This is a genomic window from Dawidia cretensis (assembly GCF_018598175.1).
Lineage (GTDB): Bacteria > Bacteroidota > Bacteroidia > Cytophagales > Cyclobacteriaceae > Ohtaekwangia > Ohtaekwangia cretensis.
Genome location: NZ_JAHESE010000004.1, coordinates 135,578 through 154,292 on the forward strand (window position 1 = coordinate 135,578; position 18,715 = coordinate 154,292).

18 protein-coding genes are annotated in these 18,715 nt (G+C 53.1%); 10 read left to right on the forward strand and 8 right to left on the reverse strand.

Translation table 11 applies throughout. The features are described 5' to 3' along the window. Window positions 1-25: 25 nt before the first annotated feature. Window positions 26-826, reverse strand: a complete 801-nt coding sequence (locus KK062_RS06890; protein ID WP_254083529.1) for a hypothetical protein — start codon at window positions 824-826, stop codon at window positions 26-28. A 393-nt stretch (window positions 827-1,219) separates the two neighbouring features. Further along, window positions 1,220-1,417 carry a hypothetical protein gene (locus tag KK062_RS06895; RefSeq protein WP_254083530.1) on the reverse strand — a complete coding sequence of 66 codons (198 nt, stop codon included), beginning with the start codon at window positions 1,415-1,417 and terminating at the stop codon, window positions 1,220-1,222. 217 nt (window positions 1,418-1,634) lie between these two features. Here KK062_RS06895 and KK062_RS06900 point away from each other — a divergent pair, with 217 nt between their 5' ends. Continuing rightward, entirely contained in the window at window positions 1,635-2,396 is a 762-nt protein-coding gene (locus tag KK062_RS06900) for a hypothetical protein (RefSeq protein WP_254083531.1), read from the forward strand. A 154-nt stretch (window positions 2,397-2,550) separates the two neighbouring features. After that, a complete protein-coding gene (locus tag KK062_RS06905; RefSeq protein WP_254083532.1) occupies window positions 2,551-2,802 on the forward strand; it encodes a hypothetical protein in 252 nt (83 codons plus the stop codon). A gap of 41 nt (window positions 2,803-2,843) precedes the next feature. Here KK062_RS06905 and KK062_RS06910 read toward each other — a convergent pair whose 3' ends face one another. Further along, the gene (locus KK062_RS06910) at window positions 2,844-3,827 is read right to left on the reverse strand and encodes an NAD(P)H-dependent flavin oxidoreductase (RefSeq protein WP_254083533.1); all 984 of its coding nucleotides are present in this window, start codon (window positions 3,825-3,827) and stop codon (window positions 2,844-2,846) included. Between the two features lie 20 nt (window positions 3,828-3,847). Further along, window positions 3,848-5,536, reverse strand: a complete 1,689-nt coding sequence (locus KK062_RS06915) for a CotH kinase family protein (RefSeq protein WP_254083534.1) — start codon at window positions 5,534-5,536, stop codon at window positions 3,848-3,850. Between the two features lie 217 nt (window positions 5,537-5,753). On the opposite strand from KK062_RS06915, the gene KK062_RS06920 reads away from it, so the two are divergent. From KK062_RS06920 to KK062_RS06930, 3 genes are all read left to right on the forward strand, one after another. Beyond that, window positions 5,754-6,608 (forward strand): AraC family transcriptional regulator, encoded by an 855-nt coding sequence (locus KK062_RS06920; protein WP_254083535.1) that lies wholly within the window; start codon window positions 5,754-5,756, stop codon window positions 6,606-6,608. Between the two features lie 61 nt (window positions 6,609-6,669). Beyond that, window positions 6,670-7,659, forward strand: a complete 990-nt coding sequence (locus tag KK062_RS06925; protein WP_254083536.1) for an aldo/keto reductase — start codon at window positions 6,670-6,672, stop codon at window positions 7,657-7,659. Between the two features lie 271 nt (window positions 7,660-7,930). Further along, window positions 7,931-8,773, forward strand: a complete 843-nt coding sequence (locus KK062_RS06930) for an MBL fold metallo-hydrolase (protein WP_254083537.1) — start codon at window positions 7,931-7,933, stop codon at window positions 8,771-8,773. Between the two features lie 77 nt (window positions 8,774-8,850). Here KK062_RS06930 and KK062_RS06935 read toward each other — a convergent pair whose 3' ends face one another. The 3 genes from KK062_RS06935 to KK062_RS06945 all read right to left on the reverse strand — a co-directional run bounded on the left by KK062_RS06935 (window position 8,851) and on the right by KK062_RS06945 (window position 10,962). Next, window positions 8,851-9,459 (reverse strand): ATPase, encoded by a 609-nt coding sequence (locus KK062_RS06935; RefSeq protein ID WP_254083538.1) that lies wholly within the window; start codon window positions 9,457-9,459, stop codon window positions 8,851-8,853. Between the two features lie 12 nt (window positions 9,460-9,471). Further along, window positions 9,472-10,341 (reverse strand): hypothetical protein, encoded by an 870-nt coding sequence (locus tag KK062_RS06940; RefSeq protein ID WP_254083539.1) that lies wholly within the window; start codon window positions 10,339-10,341, stop codon window positions 9,472-9,474. 153 nt (window positions 10,342-10,494) lie between these two features. Next, complete coding sequence (locus KK062_RS06945; RefSeq protein WP_254083540.1) at window positions 10,495-10,962, reverse strand: hypothetical protein; 468 nt, start codon at window positions 10,960-10,962, stop codon at window positions 10,495-10,497. 667 nt (window positions 10,963-11,629) lie between these two features. Between KK062_RS06945 and KK062_RS06950 the strand changes: the two genes are divergently transcribed. From KK062_RS06950 to KK062_RS06960, 3 genes are all read left to right on the forward strand, one after another. Continuing rightward, the gene (locus KK062_RS06950; protein ID WP_254083541.1) at window positions 11,630-11,974 is read left to right on the forward strand and encodes a hypothetical protein; all 345 of its coding nucleotides are present in this window, start codon (window positions 11,630-11,632) and stop codon (window positions 11,972-11,974) included. Window positions 11,975-12,062: 88 nt separating this feature from the next. Beyond that, the gene (locus KK062_RS06955; RefSeq protein WP_254083542.1) at window positions 12,063-14,420 is read left to right on the forward strand and encodes a TonB-dependent receptor; all 2,358 of its coding nucleotides are present in this window, start codon (window positions 12,063-12,065) and stop codon (window positions 14,418-14,420) included. 5 nt (window positions 14,421-14,425) lie between these two features. Further along, a complete protein-coding gene (locus KK062_RS06960) occupies window positions 14,426-16,018 on the forward strand; it encodes a PepSY domain-containing protein (RefSeq protein WP_254083543.1) in 1,593 nt (530 codons plus the stop codon). A 5-nt stretch (window positions 16,019-16,023) separates the two neighbouring features. Here KK062_RS06960 and KK062_RS06965 read toward each other — a convergent pair whose 3' ends face one another. Then, window positions 16,024-16,911 carry a DNA-processing protein DprA gene (locus KK062_RS06965; RefSeq protein WP_254083544.1) on the reverse strand — a complete coding sequence of 296 codons (888 nt, stop codon included), beginning with the start codon at window positions 16,909-16,911 and terminating at the stop codon, window positions 16,024-16,026. Window positions 16,912-17,272: 361 nt separating this feature from the next. Between KK062_RS06965 and KK062_RS30900 the strand changes: the two genes are divergently transcribed. Beyond that, the gene (locus tag KK062_RS30900; protein WP_254083545.1) at window positions 17,273-17,956 is read left to right on the forward strand and encodes a DUF421 domain-containing protein; all 684 of its coding nucleotides are present in this window, start codon (window positions 17,273-17,275) and stop codon (window positions 17,954-17,956) included. A 3-nt stretch (window positions 17,957-17,959) separates the two neighbouring features. Continuing rightward, window positions 17,960-18,649 carry a DUF421 domain-containing protein gene (locus tag KK062_RS06975; protein WP_254083546.1) on the forward strand — a complete coding sequence of 230 codons (690 nt, stop codon included), beginning with the start codon at window positions 17,960-17,962 and terminating at the stop codon, window positions 18,647-18,649. Window positions 18,650-18,715 lie beyond the last annotated feature (66 nt).

Consider the following 18,715-nt stretch of genomic DNA (forward strand, 5'->3'; position numbering starts at 1 on the left):
ATATCAGCCGCTAATTCGTACGGCATCACATTGCTCCCAAAATTTTAGCGGCACCCATGTAGTCCAACAACTCGATCTTGTCGTTTGCGTAGAGCGCGCCAAAGCGCACAGCAATCGAGAGCACGAGCGTATACGCGTCGTCGGGTGGCGTCATGTTCGCGCTTAGTTCCAGCGTAATCGGCGGTGCTCCGCTTTTAGCAGGATACCACGGGCTCGATACCGACACCGGCGTATACATGCCATCGAACCATTCGGGTGGGCCATAGGCTGTCCGGGCTTCGCTATAAAGGATGTCGGGCACGATGCCGAGTACAGCCGTAACGCAAAAGAACGGTTGCTGATTAGACGGATTGAAATTAGTACCGCGAATCAGCTCCGGCAGCTCGATGTGCGCCGAGCGCGTTTCGCGCGCGATAGACCAACGTACCGTGGGAGGCATGATCGTGTCAAAGGTGTTTTGTTTGTTTAAGGGAAAGCCCTGCAATAAGGTCGGAACGGAAGACAGCCTCAACGCTCGCTTGCCCAGCTCGCCTTCGGTGTCCTGTCGCTTGACGTGTTTTAATATACTATTCAATCGCGCCGTAATGTTATAGTTTGATATCGTGCGGTTAGCGCCGAGCATAAAGCGTACATATTTGCCCAGCGTGGCGCTGCCACCGAACTCCTGCCGATGCAAGCGATTCAGCGCATAGGATTTTGCGTTGTTGACCGTTTCTTTTTTAGGGCCGCCTTTTCGGCGCAGAATGATTTTGTCGGAGCCCTTCATTTTATAAGCGCTAAAATCGCCAAGGCTGCCGGTGAAGGTGATGTCTTTCAGAAATGCCATATCGTTTTTTTAAAGTTGGTTACAAAGTTCTGCGCGCGTGCCGGATAGTGCCCGCCTCCTGTTGTCCCGGCACACGCCAGGTCTACGGATGGTCCATGGATGTTCTTACCTTTTAAAGGGTAAGAACATCCGTAGGACATCTATGGGACATTTATAGGATATCCGTTTGGATCACTCGAAGTATACGGGAAGTAGCCGGCCATTTTTCGGCAACTCCCTGGCCGCTATTAACGCCCGATCAGCCATGTTGTAAACTAACGGAAAAATATTTCAAAGAGATGTGCCAAAGACCTGTCAAAAGTGATACTACAGGTGGTTATCAGGTGTACCGGAAGTGATCGGCACGTGACAGCGAATAATATTCAGGTATATACCGCCGGGTGGCGCTGTACACTATTTACTCAGATGGCGTATAACCTCGTCTTCGGAGATGCCGGTGTACTGGCAGTATTCCTGAACGGTGATAGGCTGGCCGGGTGCTTTGCCTATATCCAGGCGAATCCGGGCAATCATCGTTCGTGCCTGGCGTTCACTTCTTCCGGTCAGACGTGCGACGTCCGTTGAGTATAACATGATTCGGTCGAATTTCATATTCAAATATACGGATGTATACTATTTAAGATACATCCACTGAAACGCGTTGCGGAAGTTTTATACCATTTCCGGAAGTTTTAGGAAGTTTCGGCTATCCGCGGAAGTGTCGCTTTCAAAATGAAAATATACATCGCTCTTTTGTGCTGTTGTTGCAACGACGGCTTAACCGAAGTGTGCCAGACACGACGGATCAGAAACAAGAAAATTAGTATATATGGCAAGACAAGACGGAGTACTTTTATTGAAAGGCAAGCTGGGTGGTTTGTCCTTTTACAAAACCGCGCAGGATGGACACCTGGCGCGTCAAAAGGGTGGCGTGGATGCAAAGCGCATTCGTACCGAGCCGGGCTTTGCCCGTACTCGCGAGCTCGGACCTGAATTCGGTCGCGCCGGCCAGGCGGGGCGGCTGTTGCGCACAGCGTTTCGCGCATTGGTTAGAAACTCGTCCGATAGCCGGGTGGCTAGCCGATTGACGCAAAAGTTCGTGGAGGTGATCCACGCCGACACCACGAGCCTGCGCGGTGCGCGCAACGTAGTGGACGGCGACATGAGCAAGCTGCAGGGCTTCGAGTTTAACATCGACGGCAAGCTTCGGCAGACGTTGCTGGCGCAGTATAGCGTGGCAGTTGACCGTGCCGCAGGATCGGTGACGATCAACGTGCCGCAGTTTGTGCCGGCCGAGCTGATCGCCGCGCCCGTAGGCGCTACAAACTTCCGCCTGGTGGCAAGCGTATCGGGGCTGGACTTTGCCGGCGACCGCTACACCAGCGTGGTGGCCGAGAGCGAAGAGACCCTGACGACGCTGGAAGTGCCCGTGGCGATCAACCTGCCGCTGGAAGTCGCCGTCGGCGGCGTAAACCCGCTGGTAGTGGTGCTGGGCATCGAGTTCTCGCAGGTATGTAACGGCGCGATGTACGCGCTCAACGACGGCGCCTTCAACGCGCTGGCCGTGGTCGCGGTGGATGCAGACGCGTAAGTGTAATGGAGCTGGAACTGTTCAGGACCTATTACCCTGACGGAACCAATGGGGAGATTCGACACGTAGGCACACCGGTGTGCCACACGATCGAGCTCCCCTCGCTCCAGAACGCCGACAGTATTGTAGTAACATGTATAACCAATAAAAAAACATGAACATAGTAGACAGAGTAAAAGCGCCCACGCCAAAGTTCTTCCGCGTGCTGCGCGCAATCGGGCTGTCGCTGGTGGCCGCCAGTGGAGCGATCATCGCCGCACCCATCGCCGTGCCGGCGGTGCTGGTGACCGTGGCCGGATATCTCACCGTAGCGGGTACGGTGTTGACAGCGGTGAGTCAGACGGCCGTGGAGAAAGAGGAAGGTGCGCCAGCGCCAGACGACGATCCGGAGGAGGATGTGGAGTAGGATGAATAGTTAGGCCAGGGCCCCGCGAAGGGGCCCTGGCTTTAGCGACGCGACACGTTCGGTGGCTCGTTCGAAACTTCATCAAATTGTCGTGTGACCGTATGTATAATGTCCGCTATCGGCTGTATACTCTTTACGTGCTCAATGGCAGGGCCGGCGCACCACACGGTTTTATAGGTAGCTCCGAACGCAGCTTTTTCAACCGCTTTCATCCCACGGAAGGCGATGAGCATTTTAGCATACTTCTTTAAGGTCTTGTTGCTATTGAGGATTAACTCTAAAAGATTAGCTTTTGTACCGAGCTGTTGAACGTAGGGTGTGTTGATGACCGTGAGCGGTGAGCCGGAGAGCTTCGTTGTCATGACAATATCTTTTTCTCCATAATCGATCATCGCCTGTTTGTATTCAGGTGTGATATCCGATTCTTCGCACGCGATAAAAATAGTTCCGATCGACGCTCCCGCGGCACCCCAGTCGAGCACTTGTTTAAGATCTTTCCCTGTCGCAACACCACCGGCAGAAATTACGGGAATGCCGCAGTTGTTCTTTAACAGTGTCACAAGCTCATACGGCGACATTGCCCCGGCATGTCCTCCGGCCCGGTTGTTGACCGCAATCACCGCGTCTGCACCCATGGCCTCCACTTTTTTCGCGTATTTCAAGTCAACAACATCACAAAAGACTTTTATTCCTAACGGCTTGCATTGCTCAATCACTTCCTGGGGGCTACCCAGGGAAGTTATAATGAAATCAATTTTTAACTCCAGCAACGTTTTGAGTTGTGCTTTGTACTTAAGATTGGAGCGGTTTACGATGAGATTCACACCAAACGGTTTATCGGATGCTTGCCTGATCTCACGAATGGCTGCTCTAAGCTCCTCGTCCGTTCTATAATTAAGCGCCGGAAACGCCGCCGTTATGCCACTGCGCAAGGCGGCAATAACCATGCGACTATTAGAGATGAGGAACATCGGTGCTAAAATGATGGGATACCGGATTCCCAGCAGCTTGTCAAGGGTTGTCATTTGCCAAATATAGCAAAGCTTTAGTCATGTCTTTTTATGATACGACGAATAACCGTGCTGTGATCCTGGGATGTACCCGCTTTGAAGTAGTATACGCCAGCTCCCATGCCGGCGGGGTTAAATACAGCAAGATGGGTGCCCGGGGTGACATGATCCTGTTCAATGAGCGCCACGCGCTGCCCGAGCGAATTGAAGAGCTCCAGGGTGACCTGGCATGGATTGCGTACCGTATACTCCAACGTCAATTCGCTGGTAAACGGATTGGGGTATGCCGACAGGGAGAAACTCTTCTCCCGAGCTTCATCGCCTATCGCCGTGACGACAGATGGCATATTGGCGTCCAGCCAGGAAGTACGCTGACGCACCCAGTCTTTCAGCCAGTCGACTTCTTGCTGGTACGTAGCCCCCACGTAAAAGTTAGGCCAGATCTTCACGCCCAGTACAGGCCACTTCGTGAAATTGCGCCCCACGGCTTCATCATCGAGTACATTGGCAACAGAATCGATGTAACGGTGTATAGACGATGTACTGAAAACACCGGCGCGCAACTCCGCCCACCGCAGGGAGAGGCGTTCCCTGAAATTCGGATCAGCCAACAGACGCTTCCACCAGAACGGAATGAGAAACCCGTCATCGCCGCAAACGCTGTTGAAATTGTACATCCATCCCGATACCGGCGCTCCCTGGCAGTAGTCGGCGTTACCAAAGGCAAGATTAAAATCCCATACAGGGCCCATCACCATTTTACCTCCGTTGGAATCCTTATCCTTGTACATGAATGTGCTCAGCCTGTATCCATCTACATTCTTGCTGAGCTCGTTTATGATCAGGAAATCGACAAAAGAATTGACGTCGATATACTTCGCATAACCATTGGTCTCGTCCTGATAGGTGCTGCCGTTTAACGTGGTTTCAAAATTCCGGATGAACGTTTGAATATACTGCCGCTGTTCACTCACGATCTCATCGTGTTCAGGGTATTCGTACTGGAAAGAAATTGACTGGTTGCCACTGCGGTTAGGCGGAGCGATCTGCGAGGAGAAACCGGTTCCGCTGTCGCCGGTGTATTTATCGATCTTCAGAATATAGCCGCCGGTAAGATCATCTCCGCTAATCTCTTCCGGGTCGAGCTTGCTGATATCAACGCGGTTCTTGTCGCGCTTGATCTTTTCGGTAAGCATGTAAATTCCCATGTAAACGTTCTCTTTTGCAGGAACTCCCTCGATCACAACATCTTTTTTCATCACCAGCTCGCAAAAGCGTGTACGCGCGGCATAACGCCCGAGGTCGCGGCCGAGCTTATAGGCTAACGCATCGCGCAGTAAGCTTTTGTCGTTGTATGTGGCGACGAGCGCCCAGTCCTCTTCCGCAGGCATGCCCAGCAAGGACGCGCTGACGCCCTCGCCAGCATCATCGCGTAACTCCAAACCATACGGTTTCTTGGGAAAGTCCTGGGAGGTGGAGCCGCGAAGCTCGATGCCGATCTTGCCAACATATCCATGGAAGGCATCGCTCATGTTATTACGTTGCCCGGGGCCGTTATCTATAATGCCCAGATCGGCCGTGATCTTGGGATCATCGAGAATAGCCTGGCCATGCGTATCGATTACCAGAATGGGGAGATTGGAAGAGGTAAAATCAACCTGTCCGTATACGGAAAAACCAAAAACACAGGAGGCATACGTTAGAAAGCGTAAATAACAAAGCATAGACTGTAAATTGAATTCAGTACAACTTACGCTTTTGTCGTCAGCTTTTAACATGCTTCACGTTACTATGCTTCTTTTCAACATGTCCAATCTTTTGCCATTGCCAGGCCGCGTCAATTGATTTGATAACCTTCGCAGGCTGTTTAGAGAATCAACTTGGGAGTGCCCCGCGATAACCGGCGCTAAATTCATATCTTCGGACCACTGTATGGAAAGTATGGAGCGTTTTCTGGACCGCTTTAAGCAAAACCGCAAGCTGGCTATTCGCATGGTGTCGCCGGGCTTTGGCCACCTGTCGTCGCAGGTGGTGTCTGCATTTGGTCCCACGCACCGGAATGCGCATTACTTTTTTCTCCTGATGCTGCAGGGCAGTGCCCGCCACGTGATCGACCTGCAGCCGTACGATGTTGGTAACAACGAATTGCTTTTTATTCTGCCGAACCAGATTCATGAGCTGCCCAAAGCGAAAAGGGGAGGAGACTATTTTAAGATCGGGTTTGATGAGAACTGCCTTGCGTTGTTGCCCCGGCAATATCCTTTCCTGGTCAACCCGCTAAACAGTCAAAAGATTCACCTGACACCCGCTGCGGTCGCCAGGCTAAAACCGATCGCGGAGATCTTGCTCGGTTTATTAAGCACGATGGACGGTGATCCCGAGTTGATCGTGGCACATTTGAACAGCCTGTTAACAGAGATCAACACCGCGTATTTTGCGGCCGACAAAAGCCCTGCAGACAGCAAGCTCTCTAAATACATTGCGTTTAAAGTCTTTGTCGAAAACAACCTGACCGACCACCCGAAAGTGGAAGCCATTGCGGAAGAGCTTGCGCTGAATCCGAACAGCTTATATACCATCGTAAAACACTACTCCGGTCAATCGCCGAAAGAATTTATGACCCACCGCCTGATCCTCGAGGCCCGGCGCCGGTTGTATTATGGTGAAAGTACTTCGGTTAAAGAGCTTGCCTTCGAGCTGGGCTTCAGCGATCCCGATTATTTCTCCCGCTTATTTAAAAAGGTCACGGGCCAGACCGTGGCGGCCTTCTTCCAGGATTTGTCCAGCAACGAATAGATTTTGTCCGGCGCTTCTGTGCCTGTTCTGTCAACCTTTGGGGCATAAAAAACTCGAAGCTATGAACAGAACATTAGGAACAAACGGCCCGCAGGTATCCGCGGTAGGGTTAGGCTGTATGGGCATGTCCGGTGCCTACGGTCAGTCGGACGAGCGGGAAGCAATCGCCACGCTGGAGCGGGCGCTGGAGCTTGGCCACAATTTTTTAGATACTGCCGACTACTACGCCATCGGCCACAATGAACAACTGATTGGCCGGGCGATCGAAGGTAAACGCGACAAGGCATTCCTTTCCGTCAAGACGGGTCAGCTTGTTACCGCTGCGCCCAACGGCGGCATGGCACCTGGTCCGGTGCATACACATCCCGACTATCTTCGTCATGCCGTGTTCTATAGCCTGCGGCGGCTGAAGACAGACTACATTGATCTATATACACCGGCCCGGGTCGATCCGAAGATCCCCATCGAAGAGACCGTCGGTGCGCTGGCGGATCTTGTGCAGAAGGGTATCATCCGGTATATCGGCCTCTCGGAAGCTTCTGCTGAATCCATCCGGAAGGCTGCCGCGGTGCATCCCATTGCCGCCCTGCAAATTGAATACTCGCTGTGGAGCCGTGACATTGAAGCGGACGTGTTACCGGCACTTCGCGAGCTGGGCATTGGTCTGGTAGCGTATGCGCCACTGAGTCGGGGCTTCTTAAGCGGCGAGTTTCAGAAGCCGGAAGATCTTACCGATAGCCGGGTGAACATGCCGCGTTTTCAAGCTGAAAATTTTTATAAGAACCTGGAGCTGGTGAACCAGATAAAGAGCATGGCTGCTGAGAAAGGCTGTACACCGGCGCAGCTGGCGATTGCCTGGGTGCTGGCGCAAGGTGAAGATGTCATCACGATTCCCGGCTCGAAACGGATTAAACACCTGGAAGAGAACATAGCTTCTGAAAATATACCGCTAAGCAAAGCGGACTTACAGCGCCTGGAAGCGATCATGCCGGCGGGCGTTGTTTCGGGTACACGTTACCCTGAAAGATTTCTGAGTGCATTGAACCGGTAATACGTGTCAGTGCTGCCGGCAGGAGTAATAGAATATTGGTGGAACCAATGTTGAATCGATGAAACACTTCCCCGCTTTGTTGTGGAACCGTTTGATCGCATGGTGAGGTGAATATACCGGGAAACCCGGATCTGAAAAGCCATTACGCGTCGTAAGACAACACGGCCATGGCAGTGGATATGCGGGAACGGATTTATAGCGATTATCTATGGCGCATAGTTTTCCACTGAACTCACGGTTGGGGGATTTTGCGCTATAAACCAAAACGACTATGCATCCTGGTAGCGACAGCAAATATATTCCGATGACATCCCGTGCGAGTGGCGTGGGAAGACTCGTTCGTGATGATGTATATTATTATACAAATCAGATTGTAAACATTGTGCTGGTAGGGCATCCTGACAACGGTCACTGGGTACTCGTGGATGCGGGCATGCCCAAAAGCGCCGAGGAGATTTTGAAGGTCTGCAGGGAGCGCTTCGGCGATACGCCGCCGGCAGCGATCGTACTTACCCATGGCCATTTCGACCATGTAGGAAGCCTTGTAGCGTTGCTGAACACCTGGCGTGTGCCGGTGTATGCGCATCCGTTGGAATTTCCGTATCTCACCGGCAAGACAGCGTATCCGGAACCCGACGTTACCGTCGAAGGGGGGCTACTGGCAAAATTATCGTTTTTATATCCCATCGAGCCGGTCGATATCCAGGAAGTACTTCAGCCGCTACCCTCTGAAGGAAGCGTTCCGAACATGCCGGGCTGGGAATGGATCCATACACCCGGCCACTCTCCCGGCCACGTGTCGTTGTTTCGTGAATCCGATCGAACGTTGCTCAGCGGCGACGCTGTTGTTACCGTTCGGCAGGACTCACTGTATAAAGTGTTGTTTCAAAAGACAGAAGTAAATGGTCCGCCGCGGTACCTGACAACCAATTGGCCGGCTGCGCGTGACGCCGTGATTCGACTCGCAGCGCTTCATCCGGAGCTGGTTGTTGCGGGACATGGGCATTATATGGAAGGGGTTGAATTACGCGAAGGACTTGAGCGGCTGGTAGAGCACTTTGAGGCACTGGCGATACCGAGCCATGGAAAATATGTACACGCGGCTACAGCGTAGTACAGAAAAAAGATACTCTGAGAAGATAAAAATGACCAGACAAATCGCACGATGCGAGTTTGTCTGGTCGGGTTGTGTTACCGTTTATCGAACGTCTCGGGTGAGAATATAAACAAGTTGAACTGCTGGCGGAAGCGAGAGCGCATGCGGTCGCCGTAGGCGGCTTCCAGGTCGTTGGCGTGGTAGTTGGTGGTGATGTGTGTGATCATGCCTTGCGCGACGTAGAGCTCGTTGCGGCTTAGCATGATCTCGCCGAGTACATTGCATTCATTGCCAAAATATTTCAGGTTGCGTTCCGAGCCGAGGTCGTCGAAGCAATAGATCCTGGGGCGGTCGCGGTAATAGGACAAGCGACTATATCGTTGAATGACGGTGTAGCCTTCTTCCATAAACTCGAAGCCGATATCGCGGCAGCCACGCAGGATGAAGTTGCGCTCGGGACCGGGAATGTACGTCATCAGCGTCATGAGGGCGGTCTTGCCGCAGCCGACCGGTCCCGACAACAGGAGGCCTTTGTCGAGGTCGATTTCGAGGCGGCAGGCTTGTTTTTCGTACTTCAGGAAATAGATTAGCAACTTGTAGATCAGGGGATGGTCTACAGCGTGCAGGCGGAATTTTGGACCGTAAAGTTCCTGGCCTCGTTTCTCAAGGAAACTCAGGCACCAGGTGAAGTCGGAGGATGACATAGGTGTAGCGTGTTAGAGTTTGATATCATAGTTTTTTGTAACGCCGGGTGTACCGGGTGTTTGCAATGAACCGGGTGTAGGGCCGCCAGGTTGTGAGGACTTGAAGCGGGGGGAATTGCGAAGCCACGCTTCGGCGGTGGAGTGCCAGTTTTTTACGGGCAGGTTGTTGCCCTTGACCCAGTCGACGGCATTGTAGTGGTGGAAAAAATGCGCCGCTTCGCTTTCGTTCGAGTTGATCGAAAGAAAAAATGCTGTGACCTCTTCCAGGCTCTCCGGCTTACCCCGGCCGACCCCCGCGCCCGCTTTTTTTTTCGTGACCGCTTGTGGGGTACTAAGATTTTCAACATCCTCTTGTCCTGTGTGATTCTGGGTGTGTGCTGTCGTTCCGTTTACAGAGCTTACATTGCTTACATCGCTTATAGAGTTTATACTATAAGGTATCACCTCTGGTACAGGGGCTATACCACCTGCACTTTCACTTTTGACAGTGGGTTCGTCAGGAGCGCTATCGCTTTTGACAGGTAACTTGCCAGGACCCGTATCACTTTTGACAGCCGAATCAATGGACGTAACCTTATCATACCGGTGCAGTACGACCATACTCGGCACACTTTGACTGGACGATGGGAAGTAATCGATATAGCCCCATTCGTTTAAGTCTTTCATGCACCGGTAGTAGGTGTTTAAGGAACCGATCTTGGAGAGCTTCATGATCTTGGGGCGGAAGATATCAAATGGATTTTCCCACCGGGCTTTATTCCAGTGGATAAACAATGCCGTGTACAGGCAGAGGTGGGTGGGGCGCAGGAGGCGATCTTTGTAGAACGCCTGGAACACGTTTAGGAAATGATGAATGAAATTCACGTCGGATGTAGCAGACATAGTTGGATTAATTAGATTTCTGTAAATGAAATAAACATTTACATGCGGCGATAGGTCACAGATGGGTAGAATTGGGTAGAAAAGGGGAGGTTTCCCTCCCCCGGCTTCTATCGCCTTCGCCGGCAATATTATATACCTCGGTATTAGTACTATTTACTCAGCCAGGCGATTAGCTTTTATATAATCGATTATTTTCGTGCAGAGAGTCAGTACTCTGCGGAATGCGGCCGCTGTCGGATAGCGGAACGCCCGCAACAGGCTTTCAGGCTGCAGGCTGTCCAGGCCGAGCGTCGATACCCCGGGCGCTATACGGCGGCATAGATCTGGCGGATTTTTGAACGCAATGATGTCCTGCGCGGCGGCCACATGCAGCAGCGCGCCAAGTACGACCCGTGTCATGCGCACGCTGATCGCACGCTGTGTGCGGCCCTTGTCTACGTTCACGGGGCGCATGGGCTTGGGGGGCGCCTCCTGGTAAAATTCCTGCACCAGCGTAGCGACGGCATCGCTGAGATCCTCGGACGAAAGTTGTTTCGGCGCAACCGTTGCCCGAAGGGTTTGTACAGCGTGCCGCAAAATGTTGCGCACGTCATTTGGTTCTGCATTCCGCAGTGTTTCCATAAGAAATAGGATTTAACGTTGGGAACATATCGTTCCCGTATGGCAATGGAACAGCTTCCCATGCAGATGCCACCTGCAGGAGAAGGGAGGGAGTTTTTAAGAGTATGGATCGGTAGTTTTTACCCGTGCGTAATGCGATACGCAGCAGAGAAAGTATGCTGATTACTCAGGGCATTCACGGGTGTAACAAGAAGAACGAACATAGAAGTCATCGGTTAATAGCGCATGTATATAAAAAGAAACATGCAGCTTTAGTACGTCAAAACGGAGTATCCAGACGGAGGGTTGTAAGAATCGGATATATTTATTTTCTGTTTATTGAAACATTTTATAGTATACCGGATATTTCCGGTGTGTATATCTACTATAGTATAAGTATTTCAATGGTGTTTATAGTGCAACTGCTCGGGATTGCTGGCGCAAGTCTGAGCGCGCAGCGCGGGACTTGTGACTGAAACTGTATGGCCGCAGTTTCAGTCACAAGTTCCGCACCCGCGCTAACGCTTGGTGCTGAAACTTGCGCCGGCAAGCGGGACGCTTGCAAGCCCGTAGCGATAGCCAATTAGTTGTAAGACAGTGTCTTACAACCGTCGTTTGATTGTCAGGTTTCGGCCGCTATCTTTGCGGCATGTTTAGGAAAGGGATGGTTATGCTGATTTTGACGTGCATGATGCTGCATTGTGCGAGTCGCGTTGGTTTCCTTTCTTACCTGCAACAACAACGTCATGAGATCGCTTTTGCCCTGGGCCTGATTACCGAAGTGCCCATTGCGATGTGTAGCAGTGAGTACGATTTCAGTGACGGCCTGTCTATACACGTTTCGGAGAATGACGATGCTGCCCGGCAAACCTTGCCGATGGCTTTTGAAATTAACCTGTTCTGCGTTGCGGCAGAGATTCCCGATCTCGCGGCGAAAGAAGTAGGTAACAACGCAACCCATACCTCCTGTTGGAGCAGCCCTTTACAAGGGTGCCTCCGGTCTATCTTCCATCCGCCCGCCATCCTGGCATAAGCTCCAGGCGCTATTCGCCTGACCAGCCTTCCGTGCATTGACGCGGAAGCGACCCTTATGTATTTCATTTTATTTATGCACAGGATTCATGAATCGAACATTTTATACCCTTTTAGGGCTCTGCCTTTTTAGTATATCGACCTTCGGTCAAAACGTTATTCGCGGAAAAATTTACGATGCCGAGACCAAAGAGTCCAGCATCGGCGCTACGGTACAGCTGGTGTCAAACGCACAGGTGGGCACTTTCACCAACGCTGCGGGCCAATTTGAATTGACCAGCACGGAAGAAACCCCGCTCGTCAGGATCTCCATGGTGGGCTATGACACGCAGGAGCTACAGGCCGGTAACGGGCCACTTACCATTGCCCTGGTGCCCAACGCGCAGGAGATGCAAAGCGTGGTGGTGACGGCCAACCGCGAGGCTACCCTGCGCACGGAAACCCCCGTTGCCATTTCCAAGCTGTCGCCGAAGCTCCTGGACGAGACCAAACCCACCCAGTTGGTGGAAGCGCTCAACAAAGTGCCGGGTGTGCTGATGGTGAACTATAACAACGAGCAACACGCCATGGCCATCCGACAGCCGATGACCACCAACGGCTATTTTCTGTACCTGGAGGACGGTGTGCCGATTCGGCCGCTGGGCGTATTTAACCACAACGCCTTGCTGGAGATCAACCAGTTTGCGCTGAGCTCCGTGGAGGTAATCAAAGGCCCTGCCTCTTCCATCTACGGTGCGGAGGCCATCGGCGGCGCCATCAACTTCATCATGCAACGGCCCACTGCCGTGCCTACGGCGAAGGTGGGTATTCAATTCGACAACTTCGGTTACCGCCGCCTGCAAGTAAGCGCGGGGGCTCGCACGGGTAAATTTGGTTTCTATATCGCGGGTATGCGTAGTGAACAGACTAACTCCTGGATGGCCAACTCCGACTATGACAAGACCACGGTGAATGCGCGCCTGGAATATCATTTTACTTCCCGCACGCGCCTGATCGGAAACTTTATCTATGGTAAGTACTTCTCGAATACCGCCGGAAGCGTAGACAGCGTGGCCTTCTTCAGCCGGCAATATGTCAGCACCACGGACTTTACATACCGGAAGTCCGATGCCAACCGGTCGCGGCTTACCCTCGAGCACGATTGGCATCGTGGCTCGAAGACCTTTGTCACCCTCTTTAACCGCAACAATGAGCACGGTCAAAATCCATCGTATGGCATTCGCTGGAATCCGACACCGAGTGCGACCAACGACCCGACAAAGGCGCGCGGTGAGATCAATTCCAATAACTTCAAGAGCTACGGGATCCTGGCGCAGCACAGCCAGCAGTTTTTATTCCTGGACGCGCGGCTGATTGCCGGCGGTATGTACGACTATTCACCCAATGACTATTGGTCGTACCAGATCGACCTGAACGCGCAGCTGCGTGCCGACGGCAAATCGGTGGAGCACTATACCCTCGCGCAGGAGCGCCCCGACATTCAACTTGCCGACTACGCGGCGAAGATCCGGAATGCCGCCGGCTATGTGCAATACGATTTTTCGCCGATCAAGAGTCTGCGATTCTCGGCAGGCGCACGGTATGACCGTATGTCTTTTACGTACGACAACTACCTGGAGAGCTCCGACGGTAGCAAGTCGTATAGCAAAGTGACGCCGAAAATCGGACTGACCTATGAGCTTGCGAAAGACAAGGGATTATATGCCAATTACTCACAAGGTTTTTCGCCCCCCGCGTTGACGTCCATCTTCCGTCGCAAGCCCAATACGGAGCCGGCGGAGTTTTATTACAACCTGAAGCCCGCGCAGTTTCAAAACTACGAGGTCGGTGGCTGGGCCGCATGGTGGGAGAACAAGGTATACGTGGATGTAGCACTGTACCAAATGAACGGTACTAACGAGCTGTTGAGCATCCGTCAGCCCGACAACTCAACCGACTATCAATCGGCCGGCAAGACGTTGCACCGCGGCGTGGAGCTGGGCCTTACGGTGAAGCCGACTCAACAGTTTTTCTTCCGCTTTGGCGGTACCCATGCGCTGCACCGGTTTGAAGATTTTCAGATCAGCACGCGGTCGACCGACCAGTATCAGAATCTCGGCGGTTTCGACATGCCTACGGCGCCAAGGTGGAGCTGGAATACCGAGTTCTATTATTACCCGGCGTTTGTGAAAAACCTCCGTACGTCGATCGAGTGGCAACACGTGGGCAGCTATTATCAGAATCAGATCAATACGGTTCGATATGATGGGTTTGACGTTGTCAACTATCGCATAGGCTATCAGTGGAAGGGCGTGGAGGTCTATAGCAATGTGATGAACATAGGCGATGTGCTGTATTCGCCCAGTGCGTCCCGTGGCAACAACGCGACCGACCGCACAACCTACACGCCGGCGGCGCCGCGTACGTTCGTGTTTGGCATTCAATACAATTTTACCGGTAAAAAATAAGGGCAATGGAAAACAAATCAATGGCCGCTTTTCAACAGGCAGACGCCGCGCCCAACACATCCGGGGCATCCGCCACGGCGGGTAATCTCACCGCAACGCTTCGGCGTAAGATCTATACATGGCATCGCACGATCGGCCTGGTGACGATCATACCCGTCATTTTCTGGTGCCTATCGGGGTTGATGCACCCGTTTCTGTCGCATTGGTTCAAGCCGACGATCGCACGCGAATTTATGCCGCCGAAGGTGCTGGAGAAGACGCAGATCACGCTGTCCCTGCAAGAGGTGCTGACGAAGAATAAGGTCGCCGACTTCAAGAACTTTCGCATAATCGCCTTCAATGGCCAGACGTTTTACCAGGTGAAGGGGATCGACGGATACCTGCGGTATTTCCATGCGGCCACCGGCGAGCTGTTGCAGGACGGGGATAAAAAATACGCGGAGTTTATGGCGCGTTATTTCCTCGATGATCAAACGAGCGCCGCTACATCTATTACTGTTCAAAAACAATTCGACCAGCAATACAAGTATGTAAACCGGTACCTGCCGGTTTGGAAGGTTAGCTTCGACCGGCCGGATGGCATGGATGTATACGTAGAAACGGCGTCGGGCCGGTTGGGTACTTTTAATACAACATCGCGCAAGGCATTTCTGTGGGTGTTTGATAATTTTCACAACTGGTCGTTCCTTGGCAATATCACCAATAATACATGGCGGATTACAATCATGGTATTGTTGCTGGGTGTGATTCTGGCGTCGGCCGTTACGGGGATCGTGATCTATGGGTTGTTCTGGGACCGGTTTAAAAAGCTCTCCAGCACGAATGAGAAGAAGGGCATCCGAAAGTATCACCGGCAGATCGGTATTGCCACGGCCTTTATCACGCTGACGTTTACCTTCAGCGGTGCATTTCACGCTACGCGCAAGCTGGAGCCGAATGTTCTACCCGAGATGATATACGAGCCGGCGATCCTCACGCGTGAGCTCGCCACCGCATCGCTTGCGCTGGACGTTGACTGGGAGCGGCTGCACAATCTGTCTATCGTCAGAAAGAGCAAACACGATTATTTCCAGGCGTTTTATCTACCCAATGACGACGAGCCCGCACAAACTATCTACCTGGATGCGGCCGATGGCAAGGTGTGGGAAAACGGCAATATCGCGTATGCTAAATTTTTGGGTAAGAAGTTCCTGGCTGTGCTGAGCGGTGCCACGAGCATGACGGCTGCCTGTTGTGAAGAAATGGGGGATGTGCAAAGCTCGGGTGTTGATCAGGATGCAACGCTGTTGAAGGCAGAGGTTGTGCCGAAGTTTGAAAGCCGGGAGTATGGATTTGTGTTCAAGCGGCTGCCGGTGGTGCGCCTGCAATATGATACGCCGGATGACCTTGCGCTCTATGTGGAGACGGCTACGTCGCGGTTGGCGGCGAGTATTGATGCTACGGATCGTATAGAGGGTTATTCGTTTGCGATCTTTCATAAGTTCCTGCTGATGGATTGGGCCGGGAAGAATGTGCGGGATAGTATGATGCTGCTGTCTGCTTTCGGGGTGTTGACGGTGTCAGTGTTGGGAGTGTTGGTGTTTTTGAAGAGGGCGTAGCGCAATTACAATCCAAGCGCTTTCCGAATATCATCATAGCTTCTGACGATAATCGCGCCCATTGCCTCGAATTGCTTCGGCCAGTGGAGCGAGGGATCGGAGAGGCTGCTCTCCAGGACAAACAACTTCCGTTTCTGATATAGCGCCGCGCGGCCCAATCCCAACGTTCCCGACAGATCGCCGGCTTCGACGATAATAGAGGCTTCACTTAGCGCGGCGCTTACCTTGTTCCGTTCCGGAAAAAACTTACTGTTCTGTTTATAGTCCTGCTGGCGGTGGCGCCAGTAGGGCACGGGGCTGATCAGCAGGTGTTGTTGGGCGATAGTCTCTTGCAGGGCGGCATGCTCGGCGGGGTAGGCTCGGTTGAGCGGCGTGCCGATGATACCGATCGTCCGGCCGTTGTTTTCCAATGCAACGCGGTGCGCCGCCGCATCGATGCCTGCCGCCAGACCGGAGACGATCGTGACACCGTCGTGGACGAGCTGTGTAACGAGCTTTGTCGTGCGCGCGAGGCCGGCCGGCGTAGGGTGTCGTGTGCCGACCACGGTAACCATACGCGTGTGTAACAGGCTTAGGTCACCACGATAGTACAGCAGCTCGACCGGGTGCTCAGCATCGCGCAGGCGTTGTGGATAGGACGCCATGCCGTGCAGTAGTATATCACCTCGTTGGGAAGGGTTGGTGATCGTTTGCAGGTAATCCATATAGCGGGCTACATCCGACTGTGCTACGAACGACGATGGTCGATGCCCCGGGTGACGGGCAAAGAGCGCCGCCAGTTTTTTCATCGACATGCCGGGCCGGTCCCAAAGTGCCTCGTAGGCGGCCTGCTCGCGCTGTGGGTTCAGGGCGTTTTCAGACGAGGCAATGGAGGTGTCGAAGCTCAGTTGCATGAAGTAGTATGCTATAGGTGCTCGTCAATGACAGTGATCCGGGTTAACCCGGACACGGTCGGTCGATGGATATCCTAAAAATTGTGCCCTTGCGGCGGCCCTGTACTAGGGTAAGTATTCCGATTGGGGCCGACAGAATTTATCCGTCAAGTGTTTGTAGATATTTTTGTGCGTTTGCTCCAGTTGTTTTTGTTAGCGATGTGGTGCTGATTGTTGAACATGCAGGAGGGAAATTGCGGCAAATCAAGATGTAAAAATTGTGCCATGCTGAATTTTGGACAGCCATTGTGTGGATAACACCTGCGGCATTCTCTTTTCTTGCGCATTTCCCGGAACGGATATACATAAAAGGTGTTGGGCAGTGAAAAAGGAAGAGATATATTTAGAGGACATACGGCGGATCCTGATCGGAAACGCGCCGCCGGAATTTTTGCTGGAGGTGCTGGTGCGGACACTGATCATCTACGCTGTGGTATTGATTGTGATGCGATTGCTGGGCAAACGCATGAGCGGCCAGGTGACGCTGGTAGAAATGGCGTTGCTGGTAATGTTGGGTGCTATCATCGGATCGCCGATTCAGATTCCGGACCGGGGGATTTTAACGGCATTGATCATCCTGGTCAGCGCGATGTTTTTCCACCGGCTGATGAACAAGCTGGCCTACCGCTTTCCGGCATTTGAGCGCCTGACACAAGGTAGCTCGAGCTTGTTGGTAAAGAATGGTGTACTACAACTCGAACAGATGAGAAAAGAGCGCGTATCGACGCAGCAGCTGTTTGCCTTGCTGCGAGGCCACCAGATCCGCCAGTTGGGCCAGGTGAAACGTGTATACCTGGAGGCCGGCGGGATTTTCAGCGTATTCCGGGCCACCGACGCGCAGCCGGGACTGGCGGTTTTTCCGCCGGAGGACACGGCATTGTTCGAGCAGCATAAGGCCTCGGCGGAAGGTGCTACCGTTTGCCAGACCTGCGGCCATGTACCCCACGATGCGCGGACGGTGTGCTCCGTATGTGGTAATAATACATTTGTTCACGCTATACGATGACCTATGCAGCCTGAAGAGATACATCTATACGACGCCTGGCGGATCTTTATAGGCCAGGTGCCGGGGGCATTTTTGATCGAAGCAGTGATCCGTGCTGTCTTCGTTTTTACGGTGCTGATCACCAGTATGCGCCTGCTGGGCAAGCGCATGGCCGGCCAGCTGAGCCGCAACGAGATGATTGCCATGACCAGCCTGGCGGCAGCCACGGGCGTACCCATTCAGGCGCCCGACCGCGGCCTGCTGCCGGCGTTGATCATCGCCATCATTGTGGTCATGCTGGGCCGGCTCATCTCACGGTGGGCCTGCCGGAGCGAGCGGTTCGAGAGCCTGTCGCAGGACAAGCTGGGTACGCTCGTGCAAGACTCGGTGCTACAGCTGCCGGAGCTTTCGCGGACAAGCATTACCCGCGAGCGGCTCTTCGCCCACCTGCGGTCGGAGGGCCTGACGCACCTGGGCCAGGTAAAACGGGTATATTTCGAGGCAGGCGGATTTTTTACGCTGATCCGTAACGAGTTTGCGCGCCCCGGGCTTACCCTGATCCCTACCTGGGACACTGAGTTTATCGCCGAGCAGGGCGTCTCCGCCGACGTGCAGGTATGCGCGCGGTGTGGGAACACACGCACCGCGGAGCGCTGTAGCAACTGTCACGCCACGGAATGGCAAAATGCCATCACCGGCGAGGAAATAAAATAAAGTACCATACATACTGCGGCTCGGGACATGGGTTTTCCGGCGGCACAGGGTAACGAACCCAACGTG